Origin of the sequence: Geofilum rhodophaeum (assembly GCF_002210225.1) — a bacterium.
GTDB lineage: Bacteria > Bacteroidota > Bacteroidia > Bacteroidales > Marinilabiliaceae > Geofilum > Geofilum rhodophaeum.
Genome location: NZ_MWUJ01000002.1, coordinates 13,301 through 31,479 on the forward strand (window position 1 = coordinate 13,301; position 18,179 = coordinate 31,479).

An 18,179-nucleotide genomic window follows, 5' to 3' on the forward strand; every position below is an offset into this window, starting at 1 on the left:
TTCTTTGGTAATTTACTCTCAATATACTTTTCCCTTATGGTGGGCATAAGGGAAAAAACTGTATGATAACCTTACTAATTTACCATAGTTGACTCCTATAACCTTACTAATTTACCATAGTAAAAAACCCGCTCCCAATTGCAACTGGTGAAATGCTGCAACCATTGCAACAAATGAGACTAATGGAAAAGGTGCAACCTTTGCAACAAATAGGACTAACGGAACGAATAGAACGGAACGCAACTTTTGCCTCTCCCTGAATAACGAATCACAGTAAAACGCAGATTTACAGAACAAAACAATCACCACAACCTACCGAAAGGCCGTTGCAATTTGTTCCATTTTGCTGTCCAAAATCCTATTCTGGCCTCAAGTCAATACTAAAGGCCAGATTCACCATTGAAATCAAGAAGACAACTGGCAATTTCTTTCTTTTTTGAAGGAGGGATAATGTCATTGATATAGTTCTGGGTGGTTTTTATATCGGTATGCCCTAATAATTCCCTCAGCACTTCGATAGAATAACCCTTATTAATAATGATTGCAGCGAAGGTGTGCCTCGCTACATAAGTTGTTACTTCTTTATTAATACCAGCTTTAGCACAAATCTTACTCAAATGTTGGTTGGTTAATTTAATAAACTGCTTCCTAACTTTTTGCCTGGCTTCCTCAGACCGCTCACTATTAACGAAGGGGAACACATAATTATCTGGATTTCTATCTTTACTCCCCCATTTCTCAATAATCTTTTTGGAATGATCATTAAGCTGCACATCTACAATAATAGGTGCATCTTTGGTGGTAAGCCTGGTTTTCTCCCTGATAAACTTGAAGCTTTCCTCTTTGATTTGATGATACTTCAAATTAAAAACATCCTTAAAGTTCATCCCATTACACAAATAACTAAAAAACCAGAAATCTTTTGACCGGTCTTCCGTACTAAACGGAATTGGATGATAATTAAAGAGGATGGCTAATTCATCTTCATTTAAAGCGACCTTTCCTTTCTTTCCTGTTGGTATTTTATACTTGTTCTTTCTAAAGGGATAGGAATCAGCACTTATTATCTTATCCTGAATAGCCTGATTTAAAATGGCTCTTAAGGGTCTTAAATAAATCCCCACGGTAGTTAAACTACGCCCATTTTCAAGCATGTACTTTTCATACCGGTTAAGAAAATCGGCTGTTACGTCTGGGAATGCTAAGTTGGGTTTGAATCTCATTAAAGAGCCCTTAGAATCCGCATAACTGTTACGTGTGCCTTCACGTCCTTCTTTATGCAGTCTCTCCATTTTTCTGTCATAAGCCTCATAAACACTTTGATGATCATCCGGTGCGTTAAAAAACAACTCCTCGAACTGATGAAAAGAAAAAACAGGCAATTGTAAACCAATTTGTTCCGCCTCCTGGACAATCTGGTCTAATTCTCTTCTGGCTTTTAAGAGCTTACCTTTTGCCTCTGAGGAATGCATAATCTTCCATTCTCCCTCACTAGCATCTATTCCAGTTCCATAATATTTGCGATTTCTTTGGAAAGTCACTCTCGATTTCACGGGATACCTGTTATCTTTCTTAACCCTTTTTGTGTCGTGCCAATAGCTAAATGTTGGTTTTCCTTTCATCAGTAGTAAATCTTATATTCTGCTTTTTGGAAATTTCTTTATCATGAATTCACCCCTCAAATTTATATCATAAATACTTTTACTACACAATTTACTACACGAAATTGAAAAAAATGCATGAAATTTGAAAAATCGATTAGAATTACCTTTATTTGTATTGCTTAATAAATGGCCAAAATGAAAGGTGTCTACAAAAATATGAAAATATATTTAAACCATGAAATCCTGACTCATAATCAGGGGGTCGCTGGTTCAAGCCCAGCTGGGCCCACCTTCATTTTAAGCCACTTCAGGAATTTCCGTTCCTAAGTGGCTTTTTTTCATTTTCCTTGTTCATACGGATGTAGCGGTCGAACAATTGACTGATCGACCGCGGTTCCCCGATGATGGTAAGCACATCGTTTTCTTGCAAGATGGTGCTTCCGTGGGGAGGAAAAGTGGCGCCGTTGCGTTCGATCATGGCCACCAGCACATCGCTGGGATAGCGTACGTCTTTAAGGGCCTTACCAATGGCCTCGGCCTGAACGGTATCGGGCAATAGCTGAACGGTAAGGTAGCGCTCGTTGTGCAACAGGTACTCTTTAATCTCCCGGTGACTTTGCAGTTTCAACATGGCTTCCATGAAATCGTCCCGTTCTACAATATCGACCAGACGGGAGAGCATGCGCAACTGTTGACGGGTTTCGTGGGCGGGATTCACCAGAAAGAAAAAGACTTTGATGTAGTCGCTGCGCGATATGGCACCCTTACTAACTGGTTTGCGTACACCCTGAGCACACAGTACGATGTGCAAAGAGGGGTGGTCCACGCCTTCGTGCCGGGCATAAAGCATCGATACTCCGGGAATCTCCAAGGCTGGTTCGATGGGTGAGGTGGCATAAAACTCTTTAACCAGACTTTCGGCAGGCACATGCATCTCGGTGGCAAATACGTCGGAGATTTCTTCCACTACTTTTTCGAAATTCTTCTTTTTTACGCTCTGATCTACCCGTGAAATGCGCGCATTGATGATGGTCTGGTCAAAGGGGTCGCCCTGTCGCAGACCTTTTTCCTTCAAAATGGTCATGAATTCATGCTCCAAATCTTCGTACTGGTACTTGCCCAGCAGGGCAAACCAATGGAAAATGGCGCCTTCGCGTTTCACACGCATACGGGCATAGTAATGGTACCAGAGTACCGACACCAAAACAATAGCCAGACTGAACAAAATGGCCATCCAGCCCATATAAATGATCATGACAAAGGAGATGAGGATGCCGGCAATCTGCATACCCGGGTAGAGGGGCGACTTGTAGCCGGGGTCGTAGGACTGGATTTTACTTTTGCGAAAGACAATTACGGAGAAGTTGATGAGCATGAAAATAAACAGCTGGAAGGTAGAGGCCAGCTTGGCAATGCCTTCTTCGCTCAACAAGAAAATAAACAGCATAATGAGTCCGGCAGTCAAAAGAATGGCCGGATAAGGGGTCCCGCTTTTTCCTACTTTGGAGAAGCCCTTGGGAAAGAGGGTGTCGCGACTCATGGCAAAGGGATAGCGGGAGGTAGAAAGCAGACCGGCGTTGCCGGTACTGGCAAAGGCGGCCATGGCTGCTCCGGTCATCAGGTAGGTGCCCCATCCCTCGGGCAACCAATGAAACAGCTGCTTTACCGCGGTGGCAGCAGGTGCCAGATCGTTCGCAAACTCGCCGGGCTCTATCAGGCTCACCATCACAAAAACGCCCAATACATAAACCAGTCCCGTTACCAGCAAAGAGAGCATCATTCCCAAAGGGATGTTGCGCTCGGGATTCTTTATTTCTTCAGCCACACTGGCAATTTGAGTCAGCCCGAGGTAGGACACAAACACAAAACCGGAGGTGACGATGATGCCCTCGAAGCCCTGGGTGAAGAAGGGGCTAAAATGGGTGTTGGCTGCCGGCAGGTCTACCCGATCGGTAAAAAAAATGTTGTAGAGGCCATCCACAATAAAGGTGCCCAGTACCACCAACAAAAAAATCACGAAAATATTCTGGAGGCCGGAGGTCTTCTTTGCCCCTACCAGATTAAGTCCCATAAACATAAAAGTGGCGGCAATGGCAATGGTCTTGACCGGCACGTCCCAAAAAAAGGCAGCATAGGCGCCAATACCAATGATGGCAAAGGCGGTTTTAAACATCAGGGCGAAGTAGGTGCCCAGGCCCCCAATGGTGCCCATGAGGGGACCGAGACTGCGATCCAGAAAAAAGTAGGCGCCTCCCGAACGGGGCAGGGCGGTAGAGATTTCGGCAATGCTGAACATGGCCGGAATTATCAGGATGCCCGCCACCAGATAAGCGACAAAAACGGAGGGACCGGTATATTGCGAGGCCAAACCAGGCAGTAGAAAAAAGCCTGAGCTGAACATGGCTCCGGTACTGATTGCAAAAACATCAAACAAACCCAACTCCTTGTTCAAGCGTGTGCCTTTCCCCATAAACGCTAATTAAATAAAACAATACCGCAAAACATCTTCTGTAGCAAGATACAATTTTATGCGTTTCCCGGGAAATAAAATTGGGGCCAACGATTGCGATGGCCCCAATTCACCCAAGAAAACCGCCGGCTCGTGCGCCGGACTGCCTTAACGCTTTATCAGTTTAAAGCTGTATTTGTGTCCATCGGCCTGAAGCAACAGGATGTAAGGGCCTGAAGACAAAGGACGACCTAAAGTCAGTGTACTTCGAACGGGATGCACAAATTCCTCCCAAACACGACCTTGTAAATCACTGACTACTACACGCTCTACATGCCTGAAACTGCGCAGATTTAAGCTAAATTCCTGATCAAAGGGATTGGACGATAGCACCAAGGCCTCTTCCTGTATCTCGTCAACCATGGTGCTGACCTTAAGCTGAGGCGCCTCAAAGTGCGACCAGGGAAAGGCTCCGCTGTATTCAATGTAATACTTCCCGCCTAGGGGAGCCGGTAAGCTGTTTGACCAGGTATTGGTATAATCCACTCCGTTAATCTTCAATACATCAAGGTTCCAGGAATTGATGTAAGCCATAGCTTGATCAGTTACCCAGCAATGGCTCCCTACACCATCGAAGGTAAAGGGCAGGGAGATCGTCTGAGGATTGCTGCAGGGAATCTCACCTGAAAGGACTTCGAAATGAGCTGTTACAGTCAAATCCTTGTTCATGATTAAACGGACTTCAGCAGCTTCGCCACTCCAGTCGCCGCTCCAGTAGCTGAAGCGGAAGCCGTCCTGAGCAAACGCTTTCAGTATCACCTCAGTACCATCGGGGTAGGACGATTGTTCGGGCGCTATTTCTACCCGACCGTTGCCTTCAACCAACACCGACAAGGAATGGCTTTCTTCGGGGTCCTCAGGTTCTTCAGGTTCTTCAGGCTGCTCTCCGCCATCGGGGTACACCAACCCGGGATACTTTTGATGAAAAGCGTTGGTGGCAGCAGCAATGTTCTCAAAGGTCCCGTGTCCATCGTTCTGAGGCGTCTTCCAGGCACACACACCATCAAAGCCGTTCAGATAGGCGTTTTCGTACATTTCACTCACAGTCATACAAACAAAGGCGTCACACACATCGTTGCCTTCCGACTCTCCAACAATTACGGGACGATCGTCTACCTCATACGCTACGGTGGTTTGGGTAAAGGGAGAAGCCATCCATTCAGACTGCCAGGGATACCAGTGGTACTGATAAAAATCGAGAAAGGCAGCAGTGTCAGCACCACTCGCCCTTAAGGCCGCATCCGAAAACATGTTGCCCTCATTTTCACCCCAACTGTCGTAAATGGGACTGTTCCATTTGGGAGCGGCAGAACCCGTGGTAACATAGCTGTTGCTGTTGTTGTGAATGGCGGCTGCCAGCAGGGCATGAAAGCGCTGCACATCAGCAAAGGACTGGGGCCCATGTTCCGAATTCTCAAACATCCATTCGGGTTCGTTACAGATCTCCCAACCCAATAAATAGGGCTCATCTTCGTAGCGTTGCACAAGGGGTATCAATACATTGTCGATGTAGCTCTGTATGTTGGCGGGGTCTTGGATAAAGGCCCGCCACTGCGCGCTGGTCGAGTAGCTTTGCTTGGTAATGTCAAAGGAAAACAGGGCCGGCAGCAAATACACCTGGTGGGTACGCGAAACTTCAAACAGTTTATCCATGTGCTCCCAAAATAAGGCACTGGCTCCGCTTACGTAACCATTGGCATCGATATCGGGACTGACCTCACCGGAACAGTGGATCCACACCCGGGCCAAATTGATGTGATTGTCGGCGTATCGTGCAAATTCACCTTCCCACCAGGCTGCCTCAAAATCAACACGTCCGAAATCGACAAATTTGTGCCAGGGGGTATTGATGCCATTGAACCAAATGGTTTTACCATCAACGGTAAACTGGTTGCCACTGATGACTACCTTTTGCCCTTGCAGGCCCAAACAAGCTGCCAGGATCATCAAAATGAATAATGTCTTTTTCATAAATAAATAAATTGATAAGGGTTTACTCTTTAACGACTTTAAAAACTTGTCGCGATTCGGGATAGTTGATGGCTACCAAATAAATCCCTGCCGGCCATTGTGCACCCATAAGTACCACATTGGCCTCGGGATACAACACGTCAATTACTTTTCCCGAGGTGGTACTTACAGTAATCTGTCGCACCTTTTCATAATCGGGTAACTGCAGGCGAAGCTCATCTGTAAATGGGTTGCTCGAAAAAACGGGCTCAGAGACCTCCTCGGTGGTCTGCGCCATAGTGGCGGTCTTGATTTGCGGAATTTCGAAGTGCGACCAGGCAAAACTGCCTTTGTAGCTTATGTAATACATCCCATCAATGGGTGCAGGCAGAGAAGACGCCCAGGTATTGGTGTAGTCTGCTCCGTTGATCAACAACTCATCCAAATTCCAGGAATTGATGTAGCCGGGGGTTTGATTGGTCACCCAACAGAATTGACCTTCGCCATTCTGAACAAAGGGAAGGGTTATACTTTGGGGATTGTTACAGGGAGTCATCGGATCGGGATCGGGATCGGGATCGGGATCGGGGTCATTGATCCCTTCGGGTGCAAAGGTGCCGGTAAGCGTTATGTCGCTGTTCATAACCAGTTCGAGAACCGAGGAAGTGCTACTTAGGCTTCCGCTCCATCCTTCAAATACATATCCTTCGCTGGCCTCGGCGACAAGGGTGAGTCGGCTGCCTTCAGCATACTCACCGTCTTGCACATTAACAGTCCCGCTGCCCTGCACAGAGACGTGTAAAGAATAAAATACCGGGTCGGGATCGGGGTCAGGATCGGGGTCTTCAACGGACTCTCCTGTGGGTTCGCCGTAGGCAATACCCCGCCCGGCAGTACTCATATACACCCGCCCAAATACGTTGCGGTCGCCTACCACAAATTCGCCATTGGCCAGACCGCCATACTCGTGGGCATCGTCGTTAATGCGCACCCAACTTGTACCGGCATTGGTCGAGCGCCAAAGGCCCAATACGCCCTCTATTTCAGCAAATACAAATACGGTGGGATGGTCCGCCCCTTCGGCGGCCTTGCCAAAACCTACTGCTTCACAATAGTCCACCCCGGGTACCCGACTGAAACTCAGGCCACCATCTTCAGAGCGGTACAGACCTCCTGTACGTCCACCGCTGGTTTCGGCCCTGGGCACCCAAACGTGCCCGGCCATTTCAGGAACCGAAACGGCCCGTTTAAATGCACTGGTGCCGACATAGCCGCCACGGACAAATGAGACCCCTTTATCGCTGCTCACGTACATGTAACCATCCCCCGGATGGTACATATAAAAGCGAAGCGGGTCTGCCTCATCACCTACGGGCCGACCATTAAAGTGAATGCCTTCAACTGTTGTCCACGATGAGGCCTGGTGGCGGTACATGACTTGTCCCTCGGAAGGCATCCATAGGGTAACTTCTCCATCGGCCGATAGGGCGACTTTTCCGCCTTTTAATGCAGCCGGAGGCTGCGAGCTGTAGGTTTCTACCGTCCATGTTGCGCCGCCATCGGTCGAATACTGCACCGGACCAATGGGGATATCGTTGTAGCCGGTACTTACAGAACGGGCATCGGCACACTTCGCCAACTTTCCGCTGAGTGGAGCATAGGCCAGGCCACGGGTGCTGCCCAAGTGGTGTACGCCACCATCTGCCAGGGTGCTGTGTCTGCCCAAGGCGGGCGACTCCCTTATGTTGTCGTGCACAAATCCATCGTAATCGCCAATTACTGAAACCAAAGGCCCTCCGGGAATACTCACAACTTCTTCAGGAACGACTTCCTCGATTCCCTGACCTGCAAACTGCCAGACGGTACGCTGAACATAGGAAGTATCGGCTGCCCCCCACTCATTGACAAAGGTCCGCTCGTAATTGTAAATATTTGATGTAGAAAAGACGCCGTTGCCGGAGGTCACAAAAACACGCTCGGGCCGAAAAGGATCTATGGCTACGGAGCCAATCCAATGGATGGTGTTCCCCACCATCCAGGGCACTCCGTTCTCATCCATTTGTGCAACAGGCGGGGTTTGTCCCCCATCCAGCCAATAATATTGAAAGGAAGGAATCCAACTCTCTCCGCCGTCTTCGGTAACGTAGATATTATCACCCCAGGAAGCTTCCCATTGTCCGTCGACTTGCCAAAATTGCGGCCCGCGGTAACTGGCAATGGAGGAGGCCACCATACGCTCGGGATTATTGGGGTCAAGGGCCAGCCCACTGTAGCAGCCATAGAAGGTGGAAGGATCAGCGGGATCACCATCTCCTGAGGGATCAATAAAATTTTGTGGCGAGACATCGCGCCATTGCTTAGTGCTTACCAGATACTTATAAATGGCACCACGGTTGAACCAGTCGTTGATGTTGCCCCAACCTTCATCCCATTGCATGCTGTGGGGTCCGGCTCCATTGCCAAAGGTGATAAACAGGGAACCCCCATCGGGATGTACCACCATGCGCTGCGGCATTAAATCGGGCGCATAGGGCGACAAAGGACGCTGGGGCAAGACCTCCCAACTGTTGCCACCATCGTTGCTGACAAAGAGGTTGTCGGTTTTACGCAGTACGCCCACATAAATGCGTTGTGTTTGACCAGCTGCTGCAGTACTCGGATCAAAAACCACAAATGAAATTCCGGCCCCATTCCAGGTGGTATCTACCGGAAAAGAAGTGACTTTAGACCAGGTGCTTCCTTTATTGCCTGATTTCCATAAGCCCTTGTTGCGCGAGCCATAAAAAAGGGTGTTGGAGTTGGCCGGATCCACCGCCAGTCTTTCCCCATTGCCACGTCCCATCCCATTTCCATGTACATTAAAGTATTTCACCTCATCGTTCCAAACAGGGATGCTTTCCCAGTTGGCGCCATAGTCGTCGGAACGCAGAAAGGCAGAACGGCCAATGCCGTCATTGGCCTGATTCCAATATACGGTTCCGGCCATCATATAAAGGGTTCCGGGCAGATTGGGGTCAATCGCCAGGGATTCAATGCCCAATAATCCGCGCTCATCGGCATTGACCCAATCCATCAGGGGAAGCCATTTATCGCTACCGGCATCCCAACGATAAGCCCCCCCAACATCGGTGCGTACATAGCCAACATTGGGCTCAATGGGCGAAAAGTATACGCCGGAGACAAAGCCTCCGCCGCCAATGGTCACATTATCCCAGCGGTAGGAAGCTTGATTTTGAGCATCTGCGAGCATCCCCAACCAAAACATCATAAAGGCAACAACCGTTGTTCTGTAATTTTTCATCGTAAGAAATTTTGAATAAAACAAAGGGCAAAACAAGTGGTAAGGGGAATACAAGTCATAAGGAAAGGGTAGAGCACCGGTTCATCAACCACATCGTCTGGATCACGAATTACGCGGGTGATCAAATCCGGCGCCCTCCCTTGGGTTAAGCAGCTTAATGTGCTTTTACTATTTTCTTTGTTACTTGCTCATTGGCGTAACGAAGCTGAAGAACATAAGTACCTGCCGCCCACTGCTGGCCCAGGCTCAGCACGGGGGGAACAGTCTCAAAGCGCTCCACCACACGTCCGGCCATATCCAAAACCAGCAGTTCTTTCACCTGGTTAGACCTGGTCACCAACACATCCACCTGTTCGCTAAAAGGATTGCTTTGAACAAGCAACTGGCCTTGCGTCGCTTGTTCGGTCCTGTTTAGGCCGGTAACTACTTCGGCAGTTTTGGCTTGAGGAATTTCAAAGTGCGACCAGGCATAATTTCCTTTATAGTAGATGTAATATTTCCCATCAATGGCTTCGGGCAGACTGTTCGACCAGGTATTGGTGTAATCCACACCGTTGATTTCCAGAACCTCCAGGTTCCAGGAATTGATGTAGCCAATCCCGTCGCTGCAGACCCAACAAAATTCCCCTTCTCCGTTTTGTACAAAGGGAACCGAAATGGGCTGCGGATTATCACAGCTTCCGCCACCCGCTTCGGTAAAGGTTGCAATCACAGAAAGATCGCTATCCATGATGAAGGAAAGGGTGGTCGCGGAACTACTTACATCGCCACTCCATCCACCAAACACGTATCCGGCATCGGGCTGGGCCACCAGCTCCACAGTGCTTCCTTCTTCAAACACGCCGCCCTCGGGACTTACCGAGCCGCTTCCAACGATACTTAAGGTAAGGGTGTATTTGGGGATTTCAACAACCTGTTCACTTACCCTTACCTGGCACGAAGCAGAAACAGCGGGATAAGCTGTATTAACGGTAATCACAGCCTCTCCTTGAGACAAGCCCAGCACCCGGCCGTTGGCATCTACCGCTGCCACCTCCTCGTTGGAACTGCTCCAGCTGAGTGTTTTGTTGGTGGCGTTGGCCGGCAAAATTGTAGCTTGTAAAAGGGCAGATTCGTTGATATCGAGTGCCAACTCCGTGGCATCGAGCGAAACAGACGTCACTTCAACCTCTGGAAGCTCTCCGGGGGTCTGACCAAAAACCAGCTCACCGTCGACATACAAAGGCATATTCAAATTTTGCTTCAGGCTGCCATCCACTCCCTGAGAACTCCAATCGTTGCCGGCATCCCAGGCAGAAGCAGGCGCCTCGTAGGGCAGGCGGATACGCATCTGCGCTTCCTTGCGCGACTCTCCTTGTCCCCCCGGCCATATTTTAATCTCCGGCTTAAAACTCACCTCGGTGTAATAAATATGGGCCGCCTCATCCCAGGGCAACAAAGCGGTAAAATCAACAATACCAGCATTGTTGGAGGAAACCACATAATCGGCTGCACTGTAACCGGCTTCCACGCCTTCGGAAATGTTTACAAATATCCGAAACTTATAGCTGCTGCCATAACGGGCAGGCCAGGCCGTATGATTGTTGACCCAAACAGCCCATTCTGAATAGGTCGTGCCCTGGGCATTGAACTTGGCTTCCACGAAATACTCGTCTTCTGGCACTTCAGCCTGGGGAAAATCGCTGAGGGCACTCCCGCCTTCTTTCTCTACAAAGCTGGCCAACAAGCCACTAAAACAAGCATTGTAATCACAGGCCACCTCATTATTGATGTAGTTGGCCCGATCGTCTTCATAACTGTCGTCGTTGTTGGGACCTCCAACAAGCGCACCATAAAGAATGTGGCGGGTCTGGGCTGGGGGACCGTTTTGATTGTTGGACCAGCCACCATGGGCGGTACGGTGGTGCGGATTAACAGGTGGATTCACCCCATAGCCACACACATAGCTGCGTTGCTGAGGGTTGGCCCCCAAAATATAGGCCATTTGTGCAGAAGCAAAATCGTGGTAAGCAGCAGTTTTGGACGGACTGGTGGCGTCATCGGCATAATAGGCCGCCAAAAAACTGGTGTTGGCCGAATAACGCAGGGCGCCCCAAACATCCAAATAGGCCAGTCCCCCCGGCGTATAGCTGATCCTATTGCCATTGTAACCGCTGGTCCAGTAATCCAAATGGCGTTCAATATCGGTCTTATAGCGGTCTTTACCAGTCAGCTTAGCCAACAAGGCATAACACCCGTAAGACTTATCGTCCCAGGCCAGGCCCCATTTGTAAGATTTCTCCACCGACTGGGGTTCCGAACTTAAATTATCGTAGTAGGTCTCCGCCTTTTGCAAATAGGCGGGCTCATTGGTGGCCCGGTACAACCAGATGGCGCCCCACACCAGCTCATCGTTGTAGCCGCTGAACGAACGGTAGTAACCGGCAGCATCGGTAATCGAATTGGAATAAACCCCCCGATAGTTGTCGGCAAAGGCATACAACTCCTCGGCATGTTGCAAGAGGGTTTGACTGTAAGCTGGATCGTCGTCACGGAAAATAATGCTGGCCGCAGCCATGGCTGCGGCGGTTTCCGCTGCCAGATCGGAACCGGGATGGGCGGCATCAATTTTATAGGCAGGACGCTCCATTTGCATGACCTCGGCCGATCCCCACCAGGCATGATCCGTGCCCCCATTGCCAACCTGCCCGTACAATTCGTTAGGTGCCGTGTGGCATTTAATGAAATAATCATTGACCCAACGTAAATTTCTCTTCAAATAGGCCATTTGTCCCGCCTGCTGATAACCTTCGGCAAAATCAATGGCACCCCAGGCCAGGGTGGTGGCTGTAAAAGCCATGGGAAAATTGAACTTAACGTGATCACCGGCATCGTACCACCCGCCGGTCAGGTCGTGTCCCACATCGGAACCATCGTCCAGCGCAGAATGGCTGCGCCAACTGACCCGGTTGTCGGGGGTCAGACGACCAGACTCCTGACACTCATAAAAAAACATGGACTTTTGAAGCACCTCGGCATAATTGTAGGTTTGTGCCTGGCTTAAAAAAGGTGCAAGAAAAAAGACCCATGCTACGATTGTATACAACTTGGTTTTCATCTGATGCTGTTTTTTAAAGAAAGGGACCTCCCCTAAAGCAGCTGACAGCTGAAGGAGGGCCCCTTTCTCTCCATTATTGCTTTCTTATTTTAACCACGGCTTCCCCTTCTGAGCCAACGATCCTAACCAGGTAAAGTCCTGGCGACAAATCCGCCCCAATTTTAATATAGGGACTAAGGTCTGAACCTGCATACTGTGCCACCACTTGGCCCTCCTCATTCACAACCTGAATGGACTTAACCGCTTCGGGTTGCGCCAAATTAAAATTGATGTAATCATTAAAGGGGTTGGGATAAACAGCCACCATTTTTTCCAATTCCCCGGCATTCATCATAGTAGCCACTTTGGCTTGTGGAATTTCAAAATGCGACCAGGGATAGTTGCCCTTATAGTAAATGTAATACTTGCCATCAATGGGCTCGGGCAGACTGTTGGACCAGGTGTTGGTGAAATCAACACCATTGATTTCCAGTGTTTCCAGGTTCCAGGAGTTGATGTAACCAATACCCGATGAAGTAACCCAACAATACTCTCCTTCTCCATTCTGAACAAAGGGCACGGTAATTTCCTGAGGATTGGCACAGAAATCGCCATTGTCCTCGTCGTCGTCACCATTACCTGATTCACTAACCAACACCACGGAAACTGCACTGAAATCGCCATCCAGGGTAGTCACAGTAACCAAAGTGGTTCCGGGAGCTGAAGCTGTAACTCTGCCGTTACTAACGCTGGCTACACTGCTTTCGCTGCTGTTCCAGCTTACCGCTTTGTTGCTGGCATTTACCGGGAGTACACGAACATTCAGATAGGCACTGCCACCTACTTGCAGCTCCAGCGTATCGGGTGTTAATTCCACGCCGCTAACAGCAACCACCTCTCCAGGTTCTTCGTCGCCAAAGAAACGTCCGTATTCGGCGTTGGCCAGGGCAATATCCACCTGTGCCCAAAAACGGTGGTATTTGTTTTCAAAATCAGTACCCGCTGCATAGGCCGCTTCTAAAGCGGGAAAATCTGGATCGTTGCGGTATTCCGAACGAATATCGATAAAACGAACACCGGGCTCAATCACATCGCCATTGGCCATTTTGCCCGTCCATCCTTCGGGAATATACACTTCCTGATCAAAAAATCGGCTGAAGTCGCCACGCGTCTCGGTTACGGCCACTCCCTTGCCATTCTCTTCGTAATAGTTTTCCCACATACGATCAAGAATTTCCTTAGCCAGGTTCTTGGCTTCTTCGTCCAGCGTTTCATATTTCTCAGTGGCTGCAGCATAATAAACAAGCGCCTTGGCCAGACAACCTGCAATACCCAGATCCTTGCCATAATCCTTAACAGTCACCCGCAGATTGGGATTATTGGAGGGACTTTCGGGATTCCAGGTATCGGGCTGTCCACTCCACTCCAGAGTGGCAGGGATATCGAAGTCTCCGTTGCTGTGCAACTGCACCTCCTGCTTAACCCAATCCACCCACTTATCCATCAATCTTTTGGTGCGTTCGTCACCAGTAATGTAATACAATTCGGCAATACGCTCCATCGACCAGGCTTGCATACCAAACCATTGGTTGCTGCCCGGGTCGTGATAAACCGGATGCTCGGTATAGGCTATGCCATAAAAAGTTGAGGTACCGGCAGGATAAGCTTCGTACTGACCGTTCCAACTGTTGGTGGCACCTCCGGCGATGGCGCCATCGGCCGACTGCAACCAGGTATAAAACTCTATCTGACGATCGAGACTCCTTCCCCAGTCGCGAACGCCATTGGCCGAAATGGGCTTGAGTTCATTGACCTGACTCAAGGCATACGCAGCTACCGGATTTTGGTAGCCAAAGTGGGCATGACTGCAACCTATGCGCCAAGCCCAGCCTTGAGGCTCCAGAGGACCTCCCCAGGCATAGTACCACGACAACAGGTAGTGAGCACTTTCGTAACCGGAACCACCTTGACCCATTTTATTTTCCACGCCAATGGGCTTAAAATACTTGTCGAACATGGCCAGGCGAATAAAATCACCCATTTTACTGGCCTTGTCCAAAGGCAACAATTCGCTGGGATTATGACCTTGCTCCTGAGCAAACAAACTGGCCCAATACATGGCCTGAACCACACGGGCGTCGGCGTCGGGAGCATTGGTATAACGCCATTGCTTGGCTGGGGCAGCATCTTCGGCGACAAACAGCTTTAAGAAACCGGTTCCATCGTCCGAGCCCCAGGTAAAATCTTCCCAGGAGGGATGCGGCACGGTTTCCCACACCGATTCCTGTTCGCCACGCTGAAAGGTGTTGATGTAAGAAGGAGTACTTACGCCATCGCCTTTATTGCCATAACCATAAAAGTTATCGAGGTCGAACAACCAGTGCATTCCATAAATATTACTGCCATAGGTGGCGGTCAAATCCGGAGAAACGGGATCCTGACCAACCGGAACTCCAGACTCCAAGGGCGAGGGATAAAAATCTGGCAGCGGATGCTCTCCGGCAAAGGTGGCCGGCGCATTAGGGTTGTAGCCCCCGGTGGTAGGCTGCAAATCTTCAGTGGGAATGGCGAAGCGCTCCATCTTGTCCCACGAGTTTTCAAGCGCCTGCCAATCTCCGGTTATACCGCCATACATGGCATCGAGCCAAATCCAGTAAGAATAGGCCTCACTGGTGGTTTCATGGCCGTGGTCGGGCGCCTCACACATGAGGGTTTCCACCGAGTGGTAAGGCACTCCGTCGGCACTGAAATAACCGTTGGCCGGGTCGTAAATCTTTTCATACAAATCCAAAAACCTTTGGGTGTACTTGTTCTCTTGGGCAAAACTGCCGCCGCTCATCAATAGAGCGCCCGCCAATAATAACCCTGCACTTTTTCTCTTTTTCATTCTTCTTACATTAAATGTTTGGTGAAACTTAAAACGAATTGGAGCATTCAAGTTTTCTTAGGTTTTTGGGGTGCTTTATTTTTTAATTAGCTTGATTACCTGCTTATTATCAAGCCCTTCTATTTGCAACATATAAACGCCACTGGGCCATTTACTGCCCAAGCGCAACCCGGTTTTTAAACTGGAGCCGGAATAGCTTTCGAGCAGGCGCCCGGTAAGGTCGTAAACACGGACAAAACGGATTTGATCGGGCGCCGGAAGTCGTAATACAAAGTCGTTTACAAAGGGATTGGGAAGGGCTGAGACGAAGGCCTGCTCAATAACGACATCGCTGGTAGCCACTTTGCTTTGAGGAATTTCAAAATGCGACCAGGCATAAGCAGCTTCATAACGAATGTAGTATTTGCCATCGATGGGAGCGGGCAACGTGTTCGACCAGGTATTGGTAAAATCGGTCCCGTTGATTTCAAGCAAATCCAAATTCCAGGAATTGATAAAACCAATATTCTCTTCAAGTACCCAGCAGTATTCCCCTGCACCGTCAAAGGCAAAAGGCAGACTTATGGCTTGGGGATGCGCACAAGGAAGCTCGGGGTCTGGATCGGGATCTGGATCGGGGTCTGGATCGGGGTCTGGATCTGGATCGGTCTCTGGATCGGTCTCTGGATCGGTCTCTGAAACCAGCGTAAACTGAAAATCTGAAAAATTGAAATCACCCACAACCACATACAATCGCAGTACCTGGATACCAGCCTCTAAAGAAAGACTTTCAATGTTTAAGGTCTGGTAAGACGACCAGGCGCCGGTTGAAGGAACGCGAACCAAGCCCGAAAGATCTTCGTTGTTGAACTCCAGACGAAACGCACCCCCACCCGGCTGGGAAGCAACATTCAGTGCTGCCTTATAAATACCTGAAGAAGCAACATCTATGGTGTACTCCAGCCATTCATCATTAACAACATAACCCACGTTTCCGGCACCGGAAGTGCCTTCAGTATCTACCCCCTCTTCGGGGCGAATCCCTCCACCTTTGTGTACGGCATCGGCATCGTGATAAGCAATACCTTCTCCACCTACATCAAAATGAGTGCCTTCAAACTGGCCGGGAACCGCGTGAGGAAGACCATCTGGGTAAGCATATTGAACCACCTCATCCAGAATGCGAACAGGGACTTCCGAAGAAACACCCACCGCTCCATTGTTATCGGTAACTTTAACGGTAAGACCATAATTCCCGGCTGCCGGAGCCTGCCACTCCACAACAGGAGCTGCCCCTGCTGCCTCACCAACTTTCTCTTCGTTGGCGAAAAACTCGGCCAAAACAACCTCCCCATCTGCATCGCTGACTACAGCGCTCAGACGAAAGGTCTCTCCGGTTTCAAAAACAGCATTGGCCTGAGGCGCTGTAAGTGCTGCTACGGGACGAATATTGCCCTGGCTCCCGCTCCAGGAATCGGCCGGCTCCAAAAGGGCCTCCTTTACAAAAGCTCCAGATGCTGAAGTGCTGTTCCAGGCACCACCCAGACAGCTGCCTTCCACCAGCGCAGCAGAAACTTCATCTTTATCGGCATAACTCCAATTGCACCAGCTCAGCCCTTTATCCTTCATCCAGGTGAGCCATTCTTCAGAGGCTGAGATATAAGGGCCCCCATCGCCATTGGCCATACTGGTCCCCCATTCGGTGACAAAAACAGCCGCGCCGGCCGCCAAGGCCTGTTCGGCCTTTTGGCGCAAAGAGGCACCGTGACTGCCGGCGTAAAAATGAAGGGCATACATAATATTGTCAAAGTCCAGGGCTTGAGCAGCCGCTACATCAACATCCTGACTCCAATTGGGCGTGCCTACAATAATTACCGCATCGGGATCGTTGGCCCGAATCAGCGGAATGATCTCTTCGGCGTAGGACTTTACCCGGGACCAGTCCACCCCATTGGGCTCATTACAAATCTCGTAAAGGACATGTTCTTTTCCTGCATGCTGCTGAGACATATAGGTCCAGAAATCCCGGGCAGCATCCATGTTGGCCCAGGGATCACCGGGATCGTGAACATGCCAGTCGATAAGACAATAAATCCCGTGCTGCTCTGTAAGCGCCACCATATCGTTGATCCAGCCTTTCCAATAAGCGGGGTTGGTCACATAACCCTCTTCTTCTACATACATAGCCAGGCGCAGGAGGTCAATTCCCCAATCGTTAACCATGGCCGTAAGGGAGGAAAAGTTAATACAGGATCCGTACCACTGGGGACCATGCGTACTCATTCCCCGTAATTGAACGGGCGATCCGCCTGAATTAACCAGACGGCCATCAGACACACTTAGCCGACCATTGGCAGCTACGGGTGCCTGGGCGTAAAGCATCGAAGAGAACAAGAAACAAAGAAGGAGTAAGCCTTGAAGGCCTTTTTGTACGCTCCTTCGTAAGCGAACGTGGAATAGAAGTGTTTTCATGTGGCATTGTTAAGGTTCAACAAATACTGGAGTTGATAAACATGCGGCTTAAATTATGCTAATAGAAGCCGCATAAGTGTATTTTCGACACCAACAAAACTATGCACTTTATTTCGCAAAAGAGGTGTAAAACCCTACGACAAAACTACGACGCGCCAAAAAAACAATCCGTACAAAACTACGACAAGAAGGCAGAAACACCTTGCATTTTCAGGCACTCACAAACAACTGTAAAGCGGCGGTAGTGCGACAACAGAGCCAATTTCAAAGAAATACTACAGTTTAAATTTAGCGGCATCGGACAATTTAGTCGAAGGATAAAAAGCATAAAAGCGTTGACCAATGTCGAAAAATTGCGGACAACCAGATACGACAGCCAGACACAAGCCGATCTTTGCCAA

The 18,179-nt window shown here is 49.3% G+C and carries 7 protein-coding genes and 1 tRNA gene; 1 reads left to right on the forward strand and 7 read right to left on the reverse strand.

Annotated elements, in window-relative coordinates; translation table 11 throughout:
- Positions 1 to 380 precede the first annotated feature (380 nt).
- Positions 381 to 1,622: a tyrosine-type recombinase/integrase gene (locus B4W65_RS02505; protein ID WP_088653551.1), complete on the reverse strand. Its 1,242-nt coding sequence runs from the start codon at positions 1,620 to 1,622 to the stop codon at positions 381 to 383.
- A gap of 164 nt (positions 1,623 to 1,786) precedes the next feature.
- On the opposite strand from B4W65_RS02505, the gene B4W65_RS17270 reads away from it, so the two are divergent.
- Positions 1,787 to 1,893: transfer RNA gene (locus B4W65_RS17270), tRNA-OTHER, on the forward strand.
- Between the two features lie 18 nt (positions 1,894 to 1,911).
- Here B4W65_RS17270 and B4W65_RS02510 read toward each other — a convergent pair.
- The 6 genes from B4W65_RS02510 to B4W65_RS02535 all read right to left on the reverse strand — a co-directional run bounded on the left by B4W65_RS02510 (position 1,912) and on the right by B4W65_RS02535 (position 17,778).
- Positions 1,912 to 4,074: an amino acid permease gene (locus tag B4W65_RS02510; RefSeq protein WP_088653552.1), complete on the reverse strand. Its 2,163-nt coding sequence runs from the start codon at positions 4,072 to 4,074 to the stop codon at positions 1,912 to 1,914.
- A 147-nt stretch (positions 4,075 to 4,221) separates the two neighbouring features.
- Positions 4,222 to 6,084, reverse strand: a complete 1,863-nt coding sequence (locus B4W65_RS02515) for an InlB B-repeat-containing protein (protein ID WP_146697689.1) — start codon at positions 6,082 to 6,084, stop codon at positions 4,222 to 4,224.
- A 22-nt stretch (positions 6,085 to 6,106) separates the two neighbouring features.
- Complete coding sequence (locus B4W65_RS02520) at positions 6,107 to 9,364, reverse strand: InlB B-repeat-containing protein (protein WP_088653554.1); 3,258 nt, start codon at positions 9,362 to 9,364, stop codon at positions 6,107 to 6,109.
- Positions 9,365 to 9,518: 154 nt separating this feature from the next.
- Positions 9,519 to 12,461 (reverse strand): glycoside hydrolase family 9 protein, encoded by a 2,943-nt coding sequence (locus tag B4W65_RS02525; protein ID WP_088653555.1) that lies wholly within the window; start codon positions 12,459 to 12,461, stop codon positions 9,519 to 9,521.
- A 73-nt stretch (positions 12,462 to 12,534) separates the two neighbouring features.
- Complete coding sequence (locus tag B4W65_RS02530; protein WP_088653556.1) at positions 12,535 to 15,327, reverse strand: glycoside hydrolase family 48 protein; 2,793 nt, start codon at positions 15,325 to 15,327, stop codon at positions 12,535 to 12,537.
- A 75-nt stretch (positions 15,328 to 15,402) separates the two neighbouring features.
- Complete coding sequence (locus B4W65_RS02535) at positions 15,403 to 17,778, reverse strand: cellulase family glycosylhydrolase (protein WP_088653557.1); 2,376 nt, start codon at positions 17,776 to 17,778, stop codon at positions 15,403 to 15,405.
- Between the last annotated feature and the right edge of the window lie 401 nt (positions 17,779 to 18,179).

Bases quoted from the DNA above. Each gene is read 5' to 3' on its own strand.
- B4W65_RS02525 (WP_088653555.1), bottom strand. From the start codon at position 12,461: ATGAAAACCAAGTTGTATACAATCGTAGCATGGGTCTTTTTTCTTGCA.
- B4W65_RS02530 (WP_088653556.1), bottom strand. From the start codon at position 15,327: ATGAAAAAGAGAAAAAGTGCAGGGTTATTATTGGCGGGCGCTCTATTG.
- B4W65_RS02515 (WP_146697689.1), bottom strand. From the start codon at position 6,084: ATGAAAAAGACATTATTCATTTTGATGATCCTGGCAGCTTGTTTGGGC.
- B4W65_RS02505 (WP_088653551.1), bottom strand. From the start codon at position 1,622: ATGAAAGGAAAACCAACATTTAGCTATTGGCACGACACAAAAAGGGTT.
- B4W65_RS02520 (WP_088653554.1), bottom strand. From the start codon at position 9,364: ATGAAAAATTACAGAACAACGGTTGTTGCCTTTATGATGTTTTGGTTG.
- B4W65_RS02535 (WP_088653557.1), bottom strand. From the start codon at position 17,778: ATGAAAACACTTCTATTCCACGTTCGCTTACGAAGGAGCGTACAAAAA.
- B4W65_RS02510 (WP_088653552.1), bottom strand. From the start codon at position 4,074: ATGGGGAAAGGCACACGCTTGAACAAGGAGTTGGGTTTGTTTGATGTT.